Source organism: Bradyrhizobium sp. ERR14, assembly GCF_014198235.1.
Taxonomy (GTDB): Bacteria; Pseudomonadota; Alphaproteobacteria; order Rhizobiales; family Xanthobacteraceae; genus Bradyrhizobium.
This window is the reverse complement of record NZ_JACIHD010000004.1, coordinates 90,328-110,191: the sequence shown is the minus strand read 5'-3', so window position 1 is coordinate 110,191 and position 19,864 is coordinate 90,328. Positions and strand designations below refer to the sequence as shown.

The 19,864-nt window shown below is 62.0% G+C and carries 19 protein-coding genes and 3 pseudogenes; 6 read left to right on the top strand and 16 right to left on the bottom strand.

The features are described from left to right. Window positions 1-11: 11 nt before the first annotated feature. From GGD62_RS13745 to GGD62_RS13695, 11 genes are all read right to left on the bottom strand, one after another. A complete protein-coding gene (locus tag GGD62_RS13745; protein WP_183234813.1) occupies window positions 12-1,877 on the bottom strand; it encodes a long-chain fatty acid--CoA ligase in 1,866 nt (621 codons plus the stop codon). A 1-nt stretch (window position 1,878) separates the two neighbouring features. Then, the gene (locus tag GGD62_RS13740) at window positions 1,879-2,658 is read right to left on the bottom strand and encodes an enoyl-CoA hydratase/isomerase family protein (protein ID WP_007594449.1); all 780 of its coding nucleotides are present in this window, start codon (window positions 2,656-2,658) and stop codon (window positions 1,879-1,881) included. 16 nt (window positions 2,659-2,674) lie between these two features. After that, the gene (locus GGD62_RS13735) at window positions 2,675-3,808 is read right to left on the bottom strand and encodes an LLM class flavin-dependent oxidoreductase (protein WP_007594451.1); all 1,134 of its coding nucleotides are present in this window, start codon (window positions 3,806-3,808) and stop codon (window positions 2,675-2,677) included. Between the two features lie 167 nt (window positions 3,809-3,975). Next, complete coding sequence (locus tag GGD62_RS13730) at window positions 3,976-4,767, bottom strand: creatininase family protein (protein ID WP_183708819.1); 792 nt, start codon at window positions 4,765-4,767, stop codon at window positions 3,976-3,978. A gap of 4 nt (window positions 4,768-4,771) precedes the next feature. Continuing rightward, window positions 4,772-5,536, bottom strand: coding sequence for an enoyl-CoA hydratase/isomerase family protein (locus GGD62_RS13725; RefSeq protein WP_092215471.1), 765 nt, complete (start codon window positions 5,534-5,536; stop codon window positions 4,772-4,774). A 105-nt stretch (window positions 5,537-5,641) separates the two neighbouring features. Further along, the gene (locus GGD62_RS13720; RefSeq protein ID WP_183708818.1) at window positions 5,642-6,361 is read right to left on the bottom strand and encodes an ABC transporter ATP-binding protein; all 720 of its coding nucleotides are present in this window, start codon (window positions 6,359-6,361) and stop codon (window positions 5,642-5,644) included. Next, on the bottom strand, window positions 6,354-7,079 hold the full coding sequence (locus GGD62_RS13715) for an ABC transporter ATP-binding protein (protein WP_028140599.1): 726 nt from the start codon (window positions 7,077-7,079) through the stop codon (window positions 6,354-6,356). The genes GGD62_RS13720 and GGD62_RS13715 overlap by 8 nt, the downstream gene beginning before the upstream one ends. Beyond that, window positions 7,076-8,020 (bottom strand): branched-chain amino acid ABC transporter permease, encoded by a 945-nt coding sequence (locus tag GGD62_RS13710; protein WP_061881449.1) that lies wholly within the window; start codon window positions 8,018-8,020, stop codon window positions 7,076-7,078. Before GGD62_RS13710 ends, GGD62_RS13715 begins: the two co-directional genes overlap by 4 nt. 70 nt (window positions 8,021-8,090) lie before the next feature. Next, entirely contained in the window at window positions 8,091-8,960 is an 870-nt protein-coding gene (locus tag GGD62_RS13705; RefSeq protein ID WP_183708817.1) for a branched-chain amino acid ABC transporter permease, read from the bottom strand. Window positions 8,961-9,074: 114 nt separating this feature from the next. Next, a complete protein-coding gene (locus GGD62_RS13700; RefSeq protein ID WP_018316668.1) occupies window positions 9,075-9,599 on the bottom strand; it encodes a flavin reductase family protein in 525 nt (174 codons plus the stop codon). Window positions 9,600-9,689: 90 nt separating this feature from the next. Next, window positions 9,690-10,043 (bottom strand): VOC family protein, encoded by a 354-nt coding sequence (locus tag GGD62_RS13695; protein WP_018316669.1) that lies wholly within the window; start codon window positions 10,041-10,043, stop codon window positions 9,690-9,692. 677 nt (window positions 10,044-10,720) lie between these two features. Between GGD62_RS13695 and GGD62_RS13690 the strand changes: the two genes are divergently transcribed. Beyond that, complete coding sequence (locus GGD62_RS13690) at window positions 10,721-11,278, top strand: Lrp/AsnC family transcriptional regulator (RefSeq protein ID WP_246783209.1); 558 nt, start codon at window positions 10,721-10,723, stop codon at window positions 11,276-11,278. 142 nt (window positions 11,279-11,420) lie between these two features. After that, window positions 11,421-12,497, top strand: coding sequence for a 3,4-dihydroxy-2-butanone-4-phosphate synthase (gene ribB / locus GGD62_RS13685; protein ID WP_183709011.1), 1,077 nt, complete (start codon window positions 11,421-11,423; stop codon window positions 12,495-12,497). Here the strand turns inward: ribB and GGD62_RS13680 are convergent. Then, window positions 12,456-12,731 (bottom strand): annotated as a pseudogene (locus tag GGD62_RS13680) (AraC family transcriptional regulator); the annotation flags it as partial. The gene ribB and the pseudogene GGD62_RS13680 sit on opposite strands and share 42 nt — an antisense overlap. 369 nt (window positions 12,732-13,100) lie before the next feature. On the opposite strand from GGD62_RS13680, the gene GGD62_RS40585 reads away from it, so the two are divergent. Further along, window positions 13,101-13,475, top strand: a complete 375-nt coding sequence (locus tag GGD62_RS40585) for a hypothetical protein (protein ID WP_210317847.1) — start codon at window positions 13,101-13,103, stop codon at window positions 13,473-13,475. A 360-nt stretch (window positions 13,476-13,835) separates the two neighbouring features. On the opposite strand, the gene GGD62_RS13670 is transcribed toward GGD62_RS40585, so the two are convergent. Beyond that, window positions 13,836-14,141, bottom strand: a complete 306-nt coding sequence (locus GGD62_RS13670; protein WP_183234818.1) for a hypothetical protein — start codon at window positions 14,139-14,141, stop codon at window positions 13,836-13,838. A gap of 57 nt (window positions 14,142-14,198) precedes the next feature. Next, a complete protein-coding gene (ligD, locus tag GGD62_RS13665) occupies window positions 14,199-15,065 on the bottom strand; it encodes a non-homologous end-joining DNA ligase (RefSeq protein ID WP_183708816.1) in 867 nt (288 codons plus the stop codon). A gap of 527 nt (window positions 15,066-15,592) precedes the next feature. Between ligD (GGD62_RS13665) and GGD62_RS13660 the strand changes: the two are divergent. Together GGD62_RS13660 and GGD62_RS13655 are read left to right on the top strand one after the other, a co-directional pair. Continuing rightward, a pseudogene (locus GGD62_RS13660) lies at window positions 15,593-17,272 on the top strand (PHP domain-containing protein). Further along, on the top strand, window positions 17,272-17,835 hold the full coding sequence (locus GGD62_RS13655) for an MOSC domain-containing protein (protein ID WP_183234820.1): 564 nt from the start codon (window positions 17,272-17,274) through the stop codon (window positions 17,833-17,835). The pseudogene GGD62_RS13660 and the gene GGD62_RS13655 overlap by 1 nt, the downstream one beginning before the upstream one ends. A 179-nt stretch (window positions 17,836-18,014) precedes the next feature. Here GGD62_RS13655 and GGD62_RS13650 read toward each other — a convergent pair whose 3' ends face one another. After that, window positions 18,015-18,437 carry a hypothetical protein gene (locus GGD62_RS13650; RefSeq protein WP_007594570.1) on the bottom strand — a complete coding sequence of 141 codons (423 nt, stop codon included), beginning with the start codon at window positions 18,435-18,437 and terminating at the stop codon, window positions 18,015-18,017. A gap of 15 nt (window positions 18,438-18,452) precedes the next feature. Beyond that, a complete protein-coding gene (locus tag GGD62_RS13645) occupies window positions 18,453-18,653 on the bottom strand; it encodes a hypothetical protein (protein WP_183234821.1) in 201 nt (66 codons plus the stop codon). A gap of 258 nt (window positions 18,654-18,911) precedes the next feature. Here GGD62_RS13645 and ligD (GGD62_RS13640) point away from each other — a divergent pair. Continuing rightward, a pseudogene (gene ligD / locus GGD62_RS13640) lies at window positions 18,912-19,858 on the top strand (non-homologous end-joining DNA ligase). The last annotated feature ends 6 nt before the right edge of the window (window positions 19,859-19,864 follow it).

Genomic DNA, 19,864 nt, shown 5'->3' with positions numbered 1-19,864 from the left:
GACCGCCGACGTCAAAGGCCCATCTCGGCCTTGATCAACTCTTCCTCGGTTTCGTCGTAGAGCGACGCGATCAGCGATTGATAGCGTTCGTTGATCTGCTTGCGACGCTTCTTCCGCGTCGGCGTCATCACGCCGTTCTCGAGCGACAGCTCCTCCGGCAGAATGCGGAACGCCTTGATCTGCTCGGCTCGCGCCAGCCTTCCGTTGGCCTTGCCGATCTCCGCCTCGATCAGCCGGTTGACGATCTCGGAGCCTGCCAGGTCGGCGTAACTCGCGATTTTGTCGTCGCGCGACTTCGCCCAGTCCATTGTGGCGGTGGCATCCACTTCGATCAGGGCGGTGAGATATTTTCGCCCCTCGCCGATCACAGCCGCCTCGGAGATGAACGGACTGTGCCTCAGCTCGTTTTCGATCTGAGTCGGGCTGATCGATTTGCCGTTCGACGTGTTGATGATCTCCTTCTTCCGGTCGACCAGCTTGAAGGTTCCTTCCGGCGACACTTCGACGATGTCGCCGGTGTAGAGCCAGCCGTCGCGAAGCGCCGCTTTCGTCTCGTCCGGCTTGTTCCAATAGCCCGCAAACAATCCCGGTCCACGGACGATCATCTCGCCGTCCTGGAGCACGGCGGTTTCCCAGGCCGGATCCGGCAGCGGGACCCCGACGTTGCCGGCCTTCGGCCACTCCGCCATCTGCACCAGATTGGCACCGACCAGTTCGGTCTGGCCGTAGCACTCCTTGAGCTGCAAGCCCCACAGCTGCCACAGCGACATCAGCTCGGACGGCATCGCCGCCGACGAGGTGAACGCGACCTTCAGCTCGTCGAAACCGACCTCCGCGAGCAGCGGCAGGAACACTTGCTCGCGGCAGGCCGCGAACAGTTTCGAGACGAAGGCATCCTCGTGGCCGCGCTGACGGTCTTCGAGCGCCCTGCGCGCGATCGTCATGGCGAGCGTGTAGTTCTGATCTCCCGCTTCCCCGGCGGGATGCACCTTGCTGAGGATCTGTGTCGCAAAGCGCTGGTAGAACCGCGGCGGCGCCATATAGTAGGTGGGCTTCACCTCTTTGATCGTCTGGGCGAAGTCCGCGGTCGTCTCGCCGAAATATGGAACTGCGTCGGCGATCAGCGGCAACGTGGTCGCCTGCCCGCGCGCCACGGTGTGCGACATCGGCAAATGCACGACCACCCGGTGTTCCTCTTCGCGCATGCTGGGGCCGAACAGGGTGATGCAATGAACGCCGGCGAGAATGGAAAGGTGCGTCAGCATGGCGCCTTTGGGGTTTCCGGTCGTCCCGGACGTATAGCCGATGCTGACGACATCGGACGCCTTTGCTGTCGCGCTCTCCTTCTGCAGATAGTCATGCGCATCGACATCGGGTGCTCCAACAAAGGCGGCCAGCGACTTGATCGACGCCGAGGCCTCGCCGGTCCAACCCGGGTCGAGCACGATGATGCCGCGGAGCTGCTCGGCCCGACCGGAGGCGAGCACGATGCGAAGCTGCGGCTCCCCGCCGACGAACGCGAACTTCGCGCCTGAATCCGTGAAGCAGTAAGCCACTTCTTCGGGTGACGAGGTGAAGTAAACGCCCACCATGACGCCGCCGGCGCACATCGTGGCCATGTCGGCGATCAGCCATTCCTCGGACGAATCGCCCATGATCGCGACCCGATCGCCGCGCTCGAGACCAGCACGCCGCAGCGCACTGGCCAGGTTCACGACACGCTGCGCATAGGCGCCCCACGTCATGGCGGTCCAGGCGCCGTGACGCTTTTGTTGCAAGGCGATCTTGTCGGGCCGCTCCGCGAGTCGCGCGGCCAAAAGCTGCACGACGGTCGTATCCGCCAACTGGGCGCCGGATGTCATCTCAGCGACGTTCATCTCAGCGCTCCGCGAAACGCTTGCGCTTGGCCGCGAATGCGGCAACCGCCTCGGCCCGCTCGGGCGACTTGAACGTCAACATCTCCAGCGCCGCAGAGGTGTCGAGCAGCAGGTGGGCGTACTGCTTGATGATCTTGTTGACGCTGTACTTGGTCCACACGATCGATTCCTTCGGCCCGCTTGCCAGCAGTTCGGCGTATTCGATCGCGGCATCGAGAACGTTGCCGTCTGCGACCACCTCGTTGATCATGCCGATAGCAGCCGCTTTCTCGGCCGAGATGAATTCGCCGGTCATCAGATAGTGCTTCGCGCGTACCGGCCCCATCAGCAGCGGCCAGATCACCGCGCCGCCATCGCCCGCGACGACGCCGGCATTGACGTGCGTGTCGGCGAAACGGGCTGTCGAGCTCGCATAGATCACGTCGCAGAACAGCGCGAGCGTGGCACCCAGGCCGACCGCGACACCGTTGACGGCCGCGACGATCGGCACTTCGACTTCCAGCATGTTGCGGATGAGGTGGCGTCCGCTGCGCGTCGGGGACGGCAGCGTTCCCTTATCCAGCGACTTCTGATCGCCACCAGAGCAAAATCCGCGGCCCGCACCGGTGAGAACGATCGCGTTGACAGAACTGTCGTGATCCAGCTTGACGAAGACGTCTTCGAGCTCCTCGTGCATCTCCCAGTTGATCGCGTTGAGGATCTCCGGGCGGTTCATCGTGACGATCGCGACGCCAGTGGCGCGCTGCTCGACAATCAGGTACTTGTAGCCGTATTGCGACATTGATTTCACCGTTCGATTACTGCTTCTGGGTCCGCATCAGCCGGATCTGCCCGAGGATCTCCTCCGTCGGCCGCACGACGTTGTTTCCGTCGTTGAAATGCGGGATGACGTAGCGACCGACCATGTCGATCGCCTCCATGATCTTTTCGTGCGGGACGGAGTCCATGTGCAGCAGCACCTCGTCGATACCCATGGCCTCGAACTTCTCGATCTGACGAATGACCGTATCGGGGCTGCCGCACACCGTCGTGGCCGACTCGTTGACCAGATAGTCCCAGTCGTTGGCGGCGCGCTCCATCGACGGCACGCTCTCCCCCATGTATTTGTAGTCGTCGGCAATCGCCGCGAGACGCGGATAGGCATCGGTCGAGATCTTGGCATAGTGCATTAGCGGGCCGGCATAATCCGCCTTGGCCTGCTCGTCCGTTTTCCCGATGCCGATGAACAGCGGAATGCCGATACGCGGACGCTGCAGCGGTCCCTCCGCGTCGCACTTCCAGTTTTTTTGATAGGCGTCGATCAGCTTCTGCTGAGCTTCCCAGCCCTGATAGATGTTGCTGCTCATCACGGCGAAGCCCTGCGAGGCCGCCCAGAGATGACTGCGCTCGCTGGTCGCCGCGATCCCGATCACCGGATGCGGCTTCTGCAGCGGCTTCGGAACCAGCTGGCGCGGAGGGATCTGGTAGTACTTGCCGTCAAACGTGAAAATGTCCTGGCGCATCGCCGTTTTCAGCAGCGCCAGCCCTTCTTCCATCTGCGCCAGCGTTTCGTTGGGATCGACGTTGAACGCCCGCATCGCGATGGTGGTGTTGGCGCGGCCGCCGTAGAATTCCATGCGGCCGTTGGACAGGATGTCGGTCACGGCAAGCCGCTCGGCCGAACGCAAGGCGTGGTTGATGCGCTGCGGCATCAGCGTCACCGCCGCGCGCAGCTTGACGCGCGACGTCACCGCGGCCAGATAGCCGAACACCACTTCGGGCGCCGAGCTCGAGATCCCGCCCAGTGCCACGTGCTGCTCGGAGAGCGCGACGCAGTCGAAGCCGACCTTCTCGGCCAGACGGACTTCGTCGACCAGTTCGTGAAGCCTGCGCGAGTAACTGTGGCCGACCTGGGTTTCCTGTTCAGACCAGAACCCAAACGTAAGTGCCATGTCTCAATCCTTTTAGCTTGCGAGATGGCACAGGGTTTCATAGGCGTGGCGATATTTTCGCCCGAAAGCCGCGTTGCGTAGTAACGCTTTCCGAATTTTATGCTGTCAGCATTCGCAACATGGCAGACGCCCCGGGAAGCTTCGCCACGCAGCGGACGGGCTGACCGTCAACGGCGGGCGCTGGCGGCTCCGGCCCCGTTATCGAAGGTCTTGATCAGCAACTCGGCGACCGCCGCGAGGCACGCTTCGCCGATGGCGTAGCTCGAGCCGATCGGACTTCCGATCACGCCGTTCTGCGAAACCGATCGGATGCCGTTCTTCCACATCAGTTCGAGATCAGCCTCCGACAAGCCGCCAAGATGGCCCACCTCGAAGCGGTCCGGTCTGACGCTATCGGGCCTAATGACCATCATCAGCGACGTCTCGGCGATGTCGGCGTGGCCGCCGACGGCCAACACGTCTCCTCCGGCTTCGCGCACCGCATCGCGCCACGTGTCGATCCATTTCGTCGAGTCGAAGAACGCCAGGATCTCGACATCCGAGGGGACGGCCTCGCGCAAGCGACCGAGCATGTCCTTCAGCACCGGAAAATTGCCGATGTGACCCGAGTGAATCAGGATACGCTTGAAGCCGTGCCGCGCCAGGCTTGTGCAATAATCGACACAAATCGCTTCCAGCGTCTCCGGCCGTAGCGAGATCGTACCCGCGAATCGCAGATGGTGAGACGAGCAGCCGACCGTGATGGTCGGCGCCACCAGCGTGTTGCCGCGGCTGCGCGCGATCCGCTCGGCCAGAGCATCGGCATGATCCGCATCCATGCCCAAAGACAAATGCGGCCCATGCTGCTCGACGGCCCCCAGCGGGATCACTACCGTCGTGCACCCATCGGCCAGCGCCGCGGCGACCTCCTCGTGGCTCATCTGCTCCAGATAGATCTGATCGGGATATCCGCGCGTCATCGGCTCAGCCCTTGCTGTTCTTTGACAAAAATCTCGCACGCGCGTTGGTTGAGCTCTCGGCTGTGACATAGGCGTCGAGGTCGGCCACGGTCATTTTTTCGAGCGCCTGATCGCTCATTTGCGCGGTGAGGTTGAGCGATCGCTTGATGGCATGGAACAGCTTGCGGTCTTTCTGCCGCAACACGCCGCACACGTCTCGCGCACGGGATGCGACCTCCTCGGTCGGGACGATCTCGTTCACGGCGCCGATCGCCACGGCACGCTCCGCGCCGACGAGCTCGCCCCAGTACAGCAGCTCTTGCGCCGCCCGCACGCCGAGCTTCTCGACGGCCCGGCGCATGCCTTTGGTCACCGGCAGCAGGCCATGGTTGATTTCCGGAAATCCAATCTTGCACGCCGCATCGGCCACAACATAGTCCGCATGCAGCAGAAACTCCAGGGCGCCTCCGACCGCATAGCCGCGGACGGCGCAGACGATCGGGCCCGGATAGTTCTCCATCGCCACGAGGAGTTCGTGGAAGAACCGAATGCGCGGCCTCGCGACGTCGATCCCGACGACTTCCTTGATGTCGCCGCCTGCGCTGAAGAAGCGGTCGCCGCTTCCGGTGAGCACGATGCCGGGCGGATTCTCGTCGTCGGCAAGGCGCCGGATCGCCTCCAGCAACTCGACGATGAGTTGCGCATTCAGCGCATTGGCCGGCGGCCGGTTCATCGTGATCGTGACCAGGTCTTGATCACGCTCGATCAGGAGAGAGGTGGCAGTGTTCATCAATGAGACCCAAGCGAGAGGCGGCTGCAACAGCCGGGGAGCGGTGGACCGAACGGCGGCGCGACGAGAGCCGCAACGCCCGACGCCTCGCCGAGACGGCGCGCCTCACAATCCCAGATAGGCGCGCTGGACATCGGGGTTCTCGAGCAGATCGCGGCTAGATCCATGCAACACCACGGAGCCGTTCTCGAGCACATAGCCGCGGCTGCTCAGCGCGAGCGACTTGGCGACATTCTGCTCGACGAGAAGGACCGTGATCCCCTGCTCGTTGAGGGATTTGACGACGCCGAACATCACATCGGTCAGCGCCGGCGACAGTCCGATCGACGGCTCGTCGAACATCACGATTTCTGGCTTCGACATGATCGCCCGACCGATCGCCAGCATCTGTTGCTCGCCGCCGGACAGCGTGCCGGCGAGTTGGTCGCGGCGCTCGCGAAGTCGCCCGAACAGCTGATAGACGGAATCAAGCGTATTTGCCAGATCTCGCCTGGCCCGCTTCAGCGAGCCGCCGATCAGCAGATTGTCCTCGACGGAGAGCGCACTGAAGATCTGGCGGCCCTCGGCGACCTGAGCGATGCCCATTTCGCATATGTCCCACGGCGGTCGCCGCGAGATTTCGACTCCGTTGATCCTGACGGAACCGCGCGACGACGGAACGATCCCCGCAATTGATCGGATCAGAGAGGTCTTGCCGGCGCCGTTGGCGCCGACCACGCAGATCAGTTCACCCTTACCGATGCGGAGCGACACGCCGTTCAGCGCATTGGAGCCGTCATAGGCCACGCACAGGTCGTCGATTTCGAGAAGCGCGTCGTCAGGCATGGAAGCCGGCTCCCAGATAACTTTCCAGCACCGCGGGATCCGCTACCACCTCAGACGGCTTGCCCTCGGCGATCTTGGCGCCGTGGTGAAGCACCACCACGGTCGACGCCACTTCCATCACGATCCGCATCACGTGCTCGACCAGTAGGATCGTCAGTCCACCCTCGGCGAGCCGGTGCAGCACGCCGACGACGCCGGCCGCTTCGGTCGGACGCAGCCCCGCCATCACTTCGTCGAGCAGCAGCAACTTGGGGCGAGTCGAGAGCGCCTTCGCCATCTCGAGCATCTTGCGATCGGGCAACGTCAACTGATCCGTCCGGGCATTCGCCTTGCCGGCGAGCCCGACATTTTCGAGCGACTCATACGCCTTGTCCCGCGCCTCCTTGACGTTCGTCGTCCAGCTGAAGGCGCCCACCATGGCATTCTCGAGCACCGACATATCTTTCATCGGTCGGACGATCTGGAAGGTGCGCGCAATGCCCATGCGGCACACCGCTTCGGGCGGCTCGCGCTCGAGCGAACGCCTCTCGAACAGCACCCGCCCGGCGGTCGGTCTCAGCGCCCCGGCGACGAGATTGAAGCAGGTGGTCTTGCCGGCGCCGTTCGGCCCGATCAGGGCGGTGATGCGGCCTGCCTGCAGTGAGAAGCTGACGTCATTGACCGCGACCAATCCAACGAACGCTTTGGTCAAGTTCTTCACTTCGAGCAGCGCGGTCATTCCTCGACCTTCCGCAATTGTGAGATCCGGCCGCGCGCCGGCAGCTGGATCGCCTCGTAGAGCCGGACGATCGCCGGCCAGATGCCGTCGGGCAGAAACCACACGACCAGGATCAGCACCGCCCCGTAGGCGACGCTGTTCAGTCCGGGGAGCCCCAGGCTGTCGCCGAGCGCCCCCATGGCGTGATGCAGCGGGATCGCGGCCATCGAGCCGACCAGCGGGCCGAACGCAGTGCCCAATCCGCCGACCACAGGGCCGATCAGTACGTCGACCGAGATCGCCATGCCCATGATCGAATCCGGAAAGATCGCACCCTGCACCAAGCCCAGCACGCCGCCGCCGACCGCGGCTGTCGCGGCCGATATCGAGACCACCAGCACCTTGTGGCGAAACGTCCGCACCCCCAGTGCGCGGGCGGCCTCGTCGTCGTCCCGCATCGCCCGCCAGACATAGCCCCAATAGGACCGCGAGATCAGCTCCGTTCCCGCGACGCCGATGGCCGCAAGCGCGAGCGCGACGAAGTAGTAGAACCGCGCGTCACCGCGCAGCATCCCGAGGTCCATCGTGCCACTCGGCGCCTGATAGAACAGGCCCTGCATGCCGCCGACATAGTCCCACCCGCCGAACATGATCCGGGCGAATTCGGCGGCTGCGATCGTGAGCAGCGCGAAATAGATGCCACGGACCTCGAAGCGGAAGCTCAGCCACGCCAGCACCGCGCCGACGAAGCCCGCAATCACCGCGCCCAGCAGCAGACCGATCCACGGGGTGACGCCGTATTTGATGTTCAGGATCGCCACCGCATACGCACCGATTCCAACGAACAGCGCGTGACCGATGGATAGCTGCCCGCCGATCCCGAGCATCAGGTTCCACGATTGTCCCATGAAGGTGAACAACAGGACGATCGTCAGAAGTGAGATGACGTAGGCGTTGGACATGCCACCCACCACGGCCAGGGCGGCGAAGACTAGAGCGCCGGCACCCCAACGCTTGGTGTCGCTGGCTTGATCAGAGGTCCTTTGCACCGAAAAACCCCCTCGGACGGAAAATCAGGATGATGATCAGAAGTGCGTAAGGGAGTGCTGTTTTCATCGACGGCGTGAACATCAAGGCCGCGATCGCTTCGGCGACCCCGATCGTCAGGCCGCCCAGAAGAGCGCCGCCGAAGCTGCCGAGACCGCCGACGATCACCGTCACGAAGGCCAGCAGCGTGAAGTCGACGGCGAGATAGGGCTGCGCATCGAACAGCGGCGAGATCAATGCGCCGGCGACGCCAGCGCAGGCGGCTCCGATGCCGAAGGTCACCGCATAGACCCGAGGGATATTCAGCCCGACCACCAGTCCGCCCAGTCGATTATTGGCGGCGCCCCGCAGCGATCGGCCGAATGCGGAGTACTTCAGATAGGCTCCCAGTGCGGCGATCAGCAGTCCGGCCGTAGCGGCCGCCTGGATGCGGGCCCAATCCAAGGTGAGCGATCCCACGCTCACGGTTTGGAAGGACAACTGAGACGCCGTCGGCCGCGGATCCGGACCGAACGACATCAGCAATACGCCGCTGAAAAGCAGTGAGAGGCCGATGAAGACGATGAACTGATAGTGATGCGGCCGATTAACGAACTGCTTCACGACGAGCGTCTCTAGCAGATAGCCGAACACGAACATGACGACCGCGGCGATCGCGGCGGCTAAAACGATCGGGATGTCCCAGATTTGAACGGTCCAGTATCCGATGTAGATCCCGAACACGACCATCTCGCCATGAGCGAAATTGACCACGCGCATGACGCCGAAGATGATCGTGAGACCGAGCGCGACGAGCCCGTAAACCAGCCCGATGAGCACCCCGCCGGCGATGACATTGAGCCAGAGCGACAGCATCAGCGACCGACCGCCGATGGATGCGCGATAGAAAGTCTTCGTCTTCCTTGCATGCTGATCGGTTCCATCTTGGCTGTAGCGGAAACGTAGCGGCGCCTGACGTCGTCCTGTGTTTCAGACCGCCTTTGGCGCGGCGAAACATCCGTCGATGTAGACGAGCGACTCACATCCGGCCCTCGTGGTCTGAGCCACCACCTCTCCGGTGAAAATGGTGTGACTACTGTCGCTGTAAGCATTCACCACGCGGCAATCGAAGCTGCAGACCGCGCCGACCAGACTTGGTGCTCCGGTTTTGAGATCGCACCACAAACCGTCACCGAAGCGGATATCGCCCTTGCTGCCGTCCTGCCCGGAAAACTTGAGCGCCAGATCGCGATGCTCGACCCCTAGAATATTCCAGCAGAACGACCCACTGCTGAGAATGATGTCGTGCGCACCGGCAGATCGATTGACGCAAACCAGCACGCTGGGCGGAGCCGCCGACAGCGAGCAGCCCGCCGTGAGTGTCAGACCATGGCGGTTCGGCGCCCGGCCTGTCGTGACGATCGACACGGTGCCCGGCACGCTGCGCATCGCAGCACGGAATGCTGCGGCGTCGAGTGGGCTCGTTTCGGACAGCGGCGGTGTTGCGGACGGCATGGCTACGACCCTTGGATTCATGGGATGGATGCGCCCTCTTTGTCTGGTTGTGGTTCCGGGCATGCAGCGCCGCCCCGGTGAACGTCTGAGCTATCCGGCTGCTTGATAGAACTGGATGACGTTGCCGCCCGGATCCCGCACCTTCACCGCACGGCCGTGACTTTCCATGTCCCGGACCGCGCCGACTTGCGCCCCCATGGCTGCGGCACGCTCCATGGCGGCATCGAGGTCATCGACATCGAAGACAAGAACGGCATCTTGCAGCTGGTCCGAGACCGACTCCGTCGGTCCGGCGACGCAGAACGCAGCCGCATCGCTCACGAACTGGATCCACTTGCCGTGATCAGCGAAGCGCACCTTCAGACCCAGGCCTTCGTAGAACTCGGCCAAGCGTCCAGGATCGTTCGCTGTCAAATAGACTTGCTTCAGTTTCACGCTCGACATCCAAACCGTCGCTACCCAAGTGCGATCGTGGTTGGATAGTCGCCCGAGCCTCGCAGCATTACTGCTTGAACAACGCCTGTCACAGAAGCTTCATCAGCATTTTATGCTGTAACGACTTGTCGAGTCGCTAGATCCAACTCTGCATCCGGCCGATCTTTGCCATTTTCTGGTTGACGAGGGTGGGCGTCGTTGCTGCCGAACCTTTTGTCTCGCGCAACGCCCGCGGCGTGGTCAGCGGCGTGGGACCGGGGGCCACACGCGACGACAGGCGGTTGTACGAAACAGGGCAGCTCTCGACATCGAACTCTGCTGCACGTCCCGTCAAGTGACATGGGGAGCCAATCGATGGAGCGGCGGGCATTACATCTTGACCGAATCCGTGGATCAACGTCGGCCTGCATATCGCATAGGCAAAAAATGTATCGGAAGTAGGCAACTAACCTCCTGATCGCAATGCACAATGCGAAGGTTGATGGTTTTTCGATACAAATCGACGATTTGTCGAAATCCCACAAGCGCAATTGCGGTTAGCTTTTACCACGCGATTGTCATCACCCCGCAAACGACGGTGATACGCGCCGCAGAAGACTGCCATACTTGGGAGATACGCGATGTCGACAACCTCTCTCGACAGAATAGATATCAAGATCCTCAACGAGCTCCAGCAGAATGCGAGCTTGACCAATGTCGAGCTCGCATCACGCGTCAATCTCTCGCCGTCGCCGTGTCTGGCACGCGTCAGAACACTCGAAAAACTCGGCGTGATCGATCGACGGATCGCCCTTCTCGATCCCGCCGTGCTCGGCATTGGTGTAACGGCTTTCATCCAGATCAAGCTGGAAAAGCAGGTCCAGACGTCCCTCGAGAATTTCACCCGATCCATCGACCGGCTGGCCCAGGTAATGGAATGCTATCTCATGACCGGTGAGAGCGACTACATGCTCCGCGTCATGGCGGCCGACATCGAAGATCTCGAAGACCTGATTGTCAACAAACTATCCCGCATTCCCGGCGTCAGCAGCATTCGATCAAATCTGGCCCTCAAGCGCATTTCGCACAAGACCGTGCTGCCGATCGACGCCAATCGGCCGGTCACCGTCAAGGCTTGCGCCGCCCCCTCGCGCCCTCTGGAGCGCTCACCAAGACCCCGATACGACCCAACCGGTCCTTTGCTGTCCGATGCGCCGATCGGGCTCGACACCAATCGTCCCAGCTACAGCGTGGAAAGGCTATGAGGCGCCCCGCCATGGGCTCCGGCCAGTTGGCAATAATGGTGAAGTTAAGATCGGCAGAGTGCTCGAGCGGCGCTGCGAGCCTGACAATCCGCACACGGCCCAACGCGAGCACCCGTCGGTTCCAGCGAGCAGAGCGACCGAGATGACGGGATCGATCGAAGCGGCCCTGCAGGCGCTCGCCGACGGCGAAATCGTCGTGGTCACCGACGACGACGATCGCGAGGGCGAAGGGGACCTCGTCGTTGCCGCCTCGCGGTGTACGGCTGAGAAGATGGCCTTCATCATTCGCCATACATCGGGAATCGTCTGCGCTCCGATTACCCTCGAAGACGCGAGACGCCTGCGGCTTGACCCGATGGTTGTCAACAACGACTCGGCTCGCACCACGGCGTTCACCGTGTCAGTGGACTACCGGCCGGATAACGGTACGGGCATCTCGGCCGAAGAACGGGCCTCGTGCTGCCGTGCACTCGCCAACCCCAACGCTGGCGCCGGCGATTTTTGCCGGCCGGGACACGTTTTCCCGCTGATCGCAAAAGAAGGGGGCGTACTCATGCGCTCGGGTCACACCGAGGCCGCCGTCGACCTGTGCAGACTGGCAGGTCTCGAGCCGGTCGGTGTCATCAGCGAACTGATGAACGACGATGGCTCGGTGATGAAGGGTCCGCAAGTCGCGGCGTTCGCCGACAAGCACAAGCTGAAACAGGTCACGATCGCAGACCTCATCAGCTTCCGGCAGGCCCGCGAGACGCTGATCGAGCGCGTCTCGAGCGTCACGGCGGAGAGCTCGATCGGCCCGCTCCAGGGCTATTCGTATCGCTCGCCGTTCGACCCCATTCATCACGTCGCCTATATCTACGGAGAACTGGGCGACGGCACCAATGTCCTCACGCGTTTCTACAAACCCAACATCCTGCGCGATTTGTTCTCGGGTCAGGAACATGCCAAGATGAACGTCATTCTGCAACGCTTCAAGGATAATGGCAGCGGCGTGCTCGTCTATCTGCGCGACGGCGCGGCGGGCGTTCCGCCTGCGCCGCTAGGCCTGATCAGTTCGCGCGAAGACGACCGTAATCGGCAATGGCGCGAGATCGGCGTCGGCGCCCAGATCCTGCGGGATCTCAAGATCAGCTCCATCCGTCACCTCACGTCGTCGACGCATCACTTCAAGGGACTGTCAGGCTTCGGCATCGAGATCGTCCGAAACGAAGCGCTCTAACTCCAGCCATCCGCGTTTCGAAAGTCCATTGAGCGCGTCCCGCACCTCAGGCATCCGGCGAAGCTTGCAGTTCGTCTCGCGGCAGGTCTCCCCCGGGCCAGTCTGGCCGGCCTCGCGCTCGGAGAAGTAGCGCGCCGGCGATTTGCCAAGCGCCTTCTTGAACATGGTGATGAACGCGCTCACCGACTCGTAGCCGAGCGCCTCGGACACGGACTGAAACGTGTCGCCAGCAGAGCGCGCTTGACGAACAGTAAATGCGCGACAACAGCGCTGAACCCGCGACTTTCAAAATTGCCGAACGCCTGATGGCAATCGCACAGGAGCTGTTGCCTGCTGGCGCAATCTGCGGTCAAAATATCTCGCCCATCCAACTTGGCCGCGCATCATCAAGTATCGTGCAACGGGGTCCGAGATCAGCCAGTCCGGTCCATCATGGGTGCCACGGAAAAGCGATAGTCTTGATATTTCAATCGTTTATCCTATCCTCTCAATGGGATGAAGCACGAACGTGTGCACTCCAAACTAGCCGAAATTGCACACGTTTGTACCCGTTTTGACCTCTCGGTGCACACATAGTGCACACGAAAGCCGGAGTGCACACGCGTGGCGACCTTCACTCAATTGGGATCGGGAAACTGGCGCGTTCAAGTCCGCCGCAAGAACCGCTATGTGGCCGAGACTTTCCGGCGGCGCAAGGACGGCGAAGAATGGGCGCTCGAGATGGAGCGCAACATTGACCGCAATGGATCGTCTAAACCACGCGCGGTGCGCAACGTTCGCACATTTGGCGATCTGATTGATCTGCACGACGAAGACATGCGCGAGGTTGGAAAACCCCCTCGCCGGTCAAAGGCTGCTGTGATGGCGTCGCTCAAGGCTGAGCTCGGCAGTGTGAAGCTGCTCGCGAACGGATGGCTTTCGGCGATACTCAGATTGGAAGTCTTCGAATTTCGCTCGCCATCTCAACGCCCATTCTGACATTTCATAGCTTTTTAGCTCGTCGAGATCATTACAGAATTCTTGGTTGTCAGAATGACCGTCGTGCCGGCTGCAGGCCCGCGACACGGCGTACCCACCGCCTTAATCCGCGCCGCGACTTCGCCTTAGCTTATTGTAGTGGGCTGGGGATCTCGGCGACGCGGCATATCGGGATCTAACGTGTCCATCAAGTTCATGCCGGATGTCCGGGATCGACGTCCTTAGGCGTCTTCTTCTCCCGCTGAGGTGTCATCCTCGCCGGACTTTCCTTGCCGGGTACGCCGCGCGGACCCAGCTGATCGCGCTGAATGTTGTCCTCGGAGCGTTGGGGCTCCACGCCATTCGTGGGCTTCTCAGGCATCATTCCATCCGAGCCTTGTCTTTCAGGTCGCGGATTCGGGTCTCGGCCTCTTCCTTCGAGGTAACGATCTCCGATTCATCCGGCACCCGTGCGATCGCGCTGAGCCTTTTGAGCTCGGCGAGTTGTTCTGCAGTTGGTTTTCCCATCTTCGAATCCTTGAGCGCCTGCACGACGGCCTCGTCGTCGAGCACATCCAGCAGCTGGTTTATGGTTTGCACGCAATCTCTGGGGCCAGGCTCGACATACCGGGCCAGGATGCCCTGAGCGTCTTCCAACGCCTTCGCAACTCGCTGTTCCGGGTCCATGACCGGTACTCCAGATACTCTGAGGCAAACGCGGCTATGAACGGCGCGTTCCTTTGCTCAGTCCCTTGAACGACTGGCCCGCAGGAGTCCTTCGGAGGTAATGTCGCGGTACTCGATGTCGGCATAGAACTTGGGTTCGACCCAGGTGGCCTTCGGTTTTCTGATGGTCTTGGTCAACTTCTGCTTGGGGCTGACGACGGTATCGAGCGCCTTGCGGATCTGCGCCGAGGTGGTCCGGCTCCACCCTGTGCCGACCTTACCCATATAAACGAGATCACTGCCTTCCTTCTTGCCCAGATAGAGCGCGGCGACGCCGGATGGGTCCTTGATGAAGCCGACCACGGGAAACTTCCCTTTCTGGACGACTTTGATCTTCTGCCAGGCTTCGACCCGCTCCGATCGGTATGGCGCATCCACGCGCTTTGAGATGATGCCCTCATAGTTCAACTTGCTGGCGGCGACGAACAGAGCCTGCCCGTCCCCTTCATGGTGTTCACTAAAAAAGATGGGCTCCTCGAGCCTGTGCTCCTCGATCAGTTCTTTGAGCAGCCTCTTCCGCTCGAGCTGCGGCTCCTTGCGCAAATCCTTGCCGTCGAGCCACAGCAGATCGAACGCGAAGAAGATCAGGCGGTCCTGGTCGCCTCTGCCGAGGTCTGCCTGCAGCTCGGAAAAGTTGGTGCGGCCGTCATGGATGACGACGACTTCGCCGTCGACGATGGCCTGCCCCTCGATATCGAAGGCGGCAGCAATCTTCGAAAACTTGCTGACCCAATTGTAGCCGTTGCGGGTGTAGGCCCGGCGATCGTCGCCATCGATTCGGAGCTGGATGCGGTACCCGTCGTATTTGATTTCGTGAATCCATCTTGATCCCGAAGGTGCCTTCACCTTCAGGCTCGCGAGTTGGGGGCTGATGAACCCCGGCATCTGAGGAGCTTCTGGCTTCTCGGCCGGAGGCGCCGCTCTTGTACGCTTTGCCACGCTACGCCACTCACAAAAAACCGCCGCCGGGTTGGGGCCGGCGGCGGGCAGTTTACCTACCTTACTCAACGAGTCTCGCAACTTCGAAGGCAGCGAGGAGTTCCCAGACCTCGCACCTCGCAAGCTTTCGAGCAGCGCCGAAAAAGCCAATCCTGCCGCATCGAACTCCGGTCCATGGCGGGCGTTTACCTATCATGTCAGACGCATTCGATTACTTTCGGGCCTACGCCGTTCGCGCTCTCTGCAAAGCGAGATCTATGCCGCAGGGCCGGCTGAAGCATCTGCAGCTAGTGGCCGGTCGGATATACAATCTCCTCAAGAAGGAGGCCGCTTACGGTTCCAATATCCAGCACCTGGACGACTTCCGCGCCGCCCAGAAGCTCGAGGGTTCGTTCGATCGCCGGTCAAGCGGCCGCTCTGGCGTTCGCTCTACTCCAACGGCGACGCAAAGCGCGGACCGGGAGGTTCGCTGAATGCCAGTGCTCGACGCTCGCGGTGTGGCAAGTCTCCTGCGAGAGTACGCGCAGCGCACCGCCTTGCGAGGCGGCAACCCCTACCGGGCGAAAGCCTACTCTCGGGCCGCCGACAGCTTAGCGGCCCTCCCCGTTGCTCTGGACGTGCTCATCGCCGAAGATCAGCTCACAGAATCCCGGGCGTCGGGGATGCGATCGCCGACATCATCACCAAGCTTCACAAGACGGGCAGTCATCCCAGTCTCGAAAAGCTGCGGAAGGAGATTCCCGAGGGCGTGCTCGAGATGCTCGCGGTACCCGGTTTGCGGCCGGAGAAGGTGCTGCGGCTCTATCAGGATCTCGGCATCACCTCGCTCGCGGAATTGGAGGCCGCCGCCAAGGACGACCGCATCAAGAAGGCGAAAGGACTCGGTGCCGCGCTGCAGACCAAGATCCTGCAGAACCTGGCGATGGCCAAAAGCGGAGAAGGCCGCCTCCACCTGCACCGCGCCGTCACCCTGCTCGCGCACGCGAAAGGAATCCATCCGGAAGTCCCGGCCAGAACTGAAGCGCGTGACGATTGCCGGCGATTTCCGTCGAGGCTGCGAACTCGTCGCCGACCTCACAATCGTTGCGGAGGCTGCCAAGTCGGACGAGACAGCGATGCCATCGTCCGAAGGACTGCAAGTCCGGGTGTCCGACCGCAAACATTTCGGCGCCGCCCTTCTCTTCGCCACCGGCTCCGCCGCTCACATCGAGCAGCTCCAAGCCTTGGCCGCCGAGAAGGGCATGCGGTTGGACGCTCACGGCCTGCACAAGGGCCGCGCACTGATTGCCAGCGAGGAGGCTGACATCTACCAGGCTCTCGGGCTGCCCTTCATCGATCCCGAGCTAAGGGAAGGCCGCGGCGAGGTCGAGCTGGCCTTGAAGGGCAAGTTGCCGAAGCTTGTGACCGACAAGGACTTGCGCGGAATCCTGCACTGCCACACCGATGCTTCCGATGGGACAGAGACCCTAGAGACCATGGCGAAGGCGACCCGTCAGCGCGGCTTCGAGTATTTTGGGGTCGCCGACCATTCCAAGTCCGCCCATTACGCCGGCGGTCTCTCCCTCGAAGAGATCGTGCAGCAGCACCGGGAAGCCGACCGCCTGAACAAGCGCTTCGGTAAGGACTTTCGGATACTCAAGGGAATTGAGTCGGACATTCTGGCTAACGGGTCGCTCGACTACGATGAAAAGGTGCTTGAAGGTTTCGACTTCGTCGTCGCCAGCATTCACGGCCGTTTCAAGCTTGACCGCAAGGCGCAGACGCAGCGCCTGCTTCGGGCCATTTCCGATCCTCACACGACCATCATCGGCCACATGACCGGGCGACAGCTCCAGCGACGGCCCGGCTACGAAATCGACGTCGAGAAGGTACTTCGGGCCTGTGCGAAGCACGACGTCGTCGTTGAGATCAACGCACATCCATGGCGCCTCGACCTGGACTGGCGTTGGCACCAGGCGGCCCTCGAATTCGGCTGCATGCTGAGCATCAATCCGGACGCGCACTCGATTGCCGAGCTCGACCACATGCACTGGGGCGTCGAGATGGCCCGCAAGGGTGGAGTCCCCGCCGACCGTATCCTGAATGCGATGACGCTTCCTGAGATCACGCGCTACCTCCGCCAGAAGCGGCGCTCGCTCGCCCGCGCTGCCTGATGTCGCACGCGCTCGACCTTTCGCTTAAAGGAAGGGTTATTTCGGTGGCTGCCGATCGCGGGCACCACTTCAGCAAGCCGCCACGGGATCAGATCGTTCTGGTGGAAGGCCATGGTGTCGAAGGTGACGCCCACGCCGGTCCGTTTGTCAGGCACCGATACCTCGCCCGTCGTCGGCCCCGGCTTCCCAATTTGCGGCAGGTCCACCTGATCGCATCGGAGCGATTTGCGCACCTCCGGGAAGCTGGCTTCGCAGTTGCAGCGGGAGACCTCGGTGAGAACATCACCACGGCTGGACTGGACCTCGAACTGATGCCGCTCGCGACGCTGATCGAGCTTGGGCCCACGGCGATCATCGAGTTGACCGGCCTCCGGACGCCCTGTGTCCTGATCGACCGTTTCCGAGCCGGCCTGAAAAGGCACCTGCTGTCGGCGGCGGAAACGAGGCCTCCATTCAAATGCGGGGTGCTGGGAGTGGTTCGGGCCGGTGGAGCGGTAGCGGCCGGCGACACCGCGCGGGTGCGCCTTCCGACCACCTCGTTTCAGCCCTTGCCGGGGCTGTAAGAGCCCGTGCACAACTCGGCCGATCGATGGCCGAATGGAAAAGGGCTCGGTAGATCGGGCTGGCATGGCCGCAAACAAGGTAACGGCGGTACGCTTGGGGCTGGGGAGGCAATCGACGGTCCGGGACTATCAAGCCGCCCAGCTTCGCTGGCGGCTTTTTCTTTGGCTCGCCCCTCCCCTCAAGAGGCATTCGCCCTCGCTCGTTCACGGGCCTCACGGCGACGCTCCCGGCGCTCGCGGCGACGCTTGGCACGATCGGCGGGCTGCCGCAGAGGAGGAACGTCCGTCGCGACCTCCATTGCAGCTGTAGTCTCCTCGACCACCGACGCCTGGCTCGGCTCGGGTGCAGCAGGGCGGGCTTCCATGAACTCAAGCGCCGCCCGTCCTTTGGACGTGATCTTCCAACCGCCGCTGGTGCGTTCGACCAGCCCTTGTGACCAGATGTCAAGATCCGGAACCCGCGCCGCGAGGCGTCTGGTCCGATCCGCCCAATCGCGTCCGCTGGTCGCCAGGATAGCCATGTCCCTCTTGAGGTCCTCCATCACGGCAAACCCATCCGGATATGCCACCAGGATCTTGAGGACTGTCACCTGGAAGTTCACGCCCGCTCCTCCCGATCAGGGCCACATCGTGGGCGCGTGTGAGAGGGCATCGCGACCGACCTGCTTGAGAGCCTCCGGAGAAATCTCGCCCCCGGTAGCAGCCTCCAGGATCTTCGAGGCGACGTGGGTACGAGCGCCGATCTCGCGCTTCGAGACGCTTTCGCAGACTTCATCGAGGACCGCGCGCAAGAGCGCGGTGGTTGCCGGGTCCAACATGAGGTGCCCCAAGAGGGAAAGTCCCATCCTAACCGGTGTTGCCGGCTTGTGGATTCAGGAATGTTAAGCTTCGCTGCAAGTACAGCTTCGAATTGGCGAGCAGAATTGTCACAACGGCCGCTCAGAGCGCGGGCAGCGCACCCGGTGACGTTGCACCCGGAGCTTTAGCACCTGGGCTCGGCCATCTTCTTTAAGTGTCGCCGGAACTCACGATACATTCCACTCGTTCCTCCCCATCTCTCGTCCCGCCGCCCGGCCATGGCTCGAAAATCAACACTGCCTCTTCGCCTGCAGCCGATGCTGGCCACCCTGACCGATTCACCGTTCGACGATCCCAATTGGGTCTTCGAGGATAAATTCGATGGTTTTCGCATGGTCGCGGAAATCCGGGGCGGTCGAGTCTCCCTCTACAGCCGCAACGGGAAAATCATCAGCCACTCCTATGTGGAGGTCGCGAAAGCACTTGAAGGCGTGAAGGCGGACGCTGTCATCGATGGCGAGCTGGTTGCGATCGGAAAGGACGGCGTATCCCATTTCCAGTTGCTTCAAAACGCCCTGCGCCACGAAGCTAAGCTTTTGTACTGCGTTTTCGATCTCATGTTCGTAGACGGCGAGGATCTGCGTGCGCTGCCGCTCATCGAGCGCAAGAAGCGGCTAAAGGCCATCTTGCCGCGCCACAAGCTGATCGCTTTCAGCAGCCACCGCAAAGGTAAAGGAACGAAGTTCTTCGCAGAAGCCGAGCTGAGACATCTCGAAGGCATCATGGCCAAGCGTGCCGATAGCCCGTACGCGTCCGGACGCCGGACCGCCGACTGGCTGAAGGTGAAGACCGCGCAGCGGCAGGAGGTTGTGATAGCCGGCTTCACGGCGCCGAGGAGAACCCGGCCCTTCTTCGGCGCTCTCGTGCTAGCGGTACGCGAAGACGATGCATGGCGGTACATAGGCCACGTCGGCACCGGCTTCAGCCACCAGGCTCTGGAAGGCTTCACGGCAAACTCGTGAGGCTCAAGACGGCCAAGTCGCCCTTTCCTGCCAAGGTGAAGGACGAGCAGGTCACGACCTGGGTGCGTCCCACGTTGGTCGCAGAAGTGAAGTTCGCGGAGTGGACCAGCAAGGGCGAGCTGCGCCAGCCGGTCTATCTCGGGCTGCGGACCGACAAAAACGCGAAGGACGTCGTACGCGAAAAGAACTTGTCGCGAAAATAATGCCGC

Excerpts from the sequence above, each read along its gene's own strand:
- GGD62_RS13745 (WP_183234813.1), bottom strand. The coding sequence starts at position 1,877 with ATGAACGTCGCTGAGATGACATCCGGCGCCCAGTTGGCGGATACGACC.
- GGD62_RS13740 (WP_007594449.1), bottom strand. The coding sequence starts at position 2,658 with ATGTCGCAATACGGCTACAAGTACCTGATTGTCGAGCAGCGCGCCACT.
- GGD62_RS13735 (WP_007594451.1), bottom strand. The coding sequence starts at position 3,808 with ATGGCACTTACGTTTGGGTTCTGGTCTGAACAGGAAACCCAGGTCGGC.
- GGD62_RS13730 (WP_183708819.1), bottom strand. The coding sequence starts at position 4,767 with ATGACGCGCGGATATCCCGATCAGATCTATCTGGAGCAGATGAGCCAC.
- GGD62_RS13725 (WP_092215471.1), bottom strand. The coding sequence starts at position 5,536 with ATGAACACTGCCACCTCTCTCCTGATCGAGCGTGATCAAGACCTGGTC.
- GGD62_RS13720 (WP_183708818.1), bottom strand. The coding sequence starts at position 6,361 with ATGCCTGACGACGCGCTTCTCGAAATCGACGACCTGTGCGTGGCCTAT.
- GGD62_RS13715 (WP_028140599.1), bottom strand. The coding sequence starts at position 7,079 with ATGACCGCGCTGCTCGAAGTGAAGAACTTGACCAAAGCGTTCGTTGGA.
- GGD62_RS13710 (WP_061881449.1), bottom strand. The coding sequence starts at position 8,020 with ATGTCCAACGCCTACGTCATCTCACTTCTGACGATCGTCCTGTTGTTC.
- GGD62_RS13705 (WP_183708817.1), bottom strand. The coding sequence starts at position 8,960 with ATGCTGTCGCTCTGGCTCAATGTCATCGCCGGCGGGGTGCTCATCGGG.
- GGD62_RS13700 (WP_018316668.1), bottom strand. The coding sequence starts at position 9,599 with ATGCCGTCCGCAACACCGCCGCTGTCCGAAACGAGCCCACTCGACGCC.
- GGD62_RS13695 (WP_018316669.1), bottom strand. The coding sequence starts at position 10,043 with ATGTCGAGCGTGAAACTGAAGCAAGTCTATTTGACAGCGAACGATCCT.
- ribB (WP_183709011.1), top strand. The coding sequence starts at position 11,421 with ATGACGGGATCGATCGAAGCGGCCCTGCAGGCGCTCGCCGACGGCGAA.
- GGD62_RS13670 (WP_183234818.1), bottom strand. The coding sequence starts at position 14,141 with ATGGACCCGGAACAGCGAGTTGCGAAGGCGTTGGAAGACGCTCAGGGC.
- ligD (WP_183708816.1), bottom strand. The coding sequence starts at position 15,065 with ATGCCGGGGTTCATCAGCCCCCAACTCGCGAGCCTGAAGGTGAAGGCA.
- GGD62_RS13655 (WP_183234820.1), top strand. The coding sequence starts at position 17,272 with ATGTCGCACGCGCTCGACCTTTCGCTTAAAGGAAGGGTTATTTCGGTG.
- GGD62_RS13645 (WP_183234821.1), bottom strand. The coding sequence starts at position 18,653 with ATGTTGGACCCGGCAACCACCGCGCTCTTGCGCGCGGTCCTCGATGAA.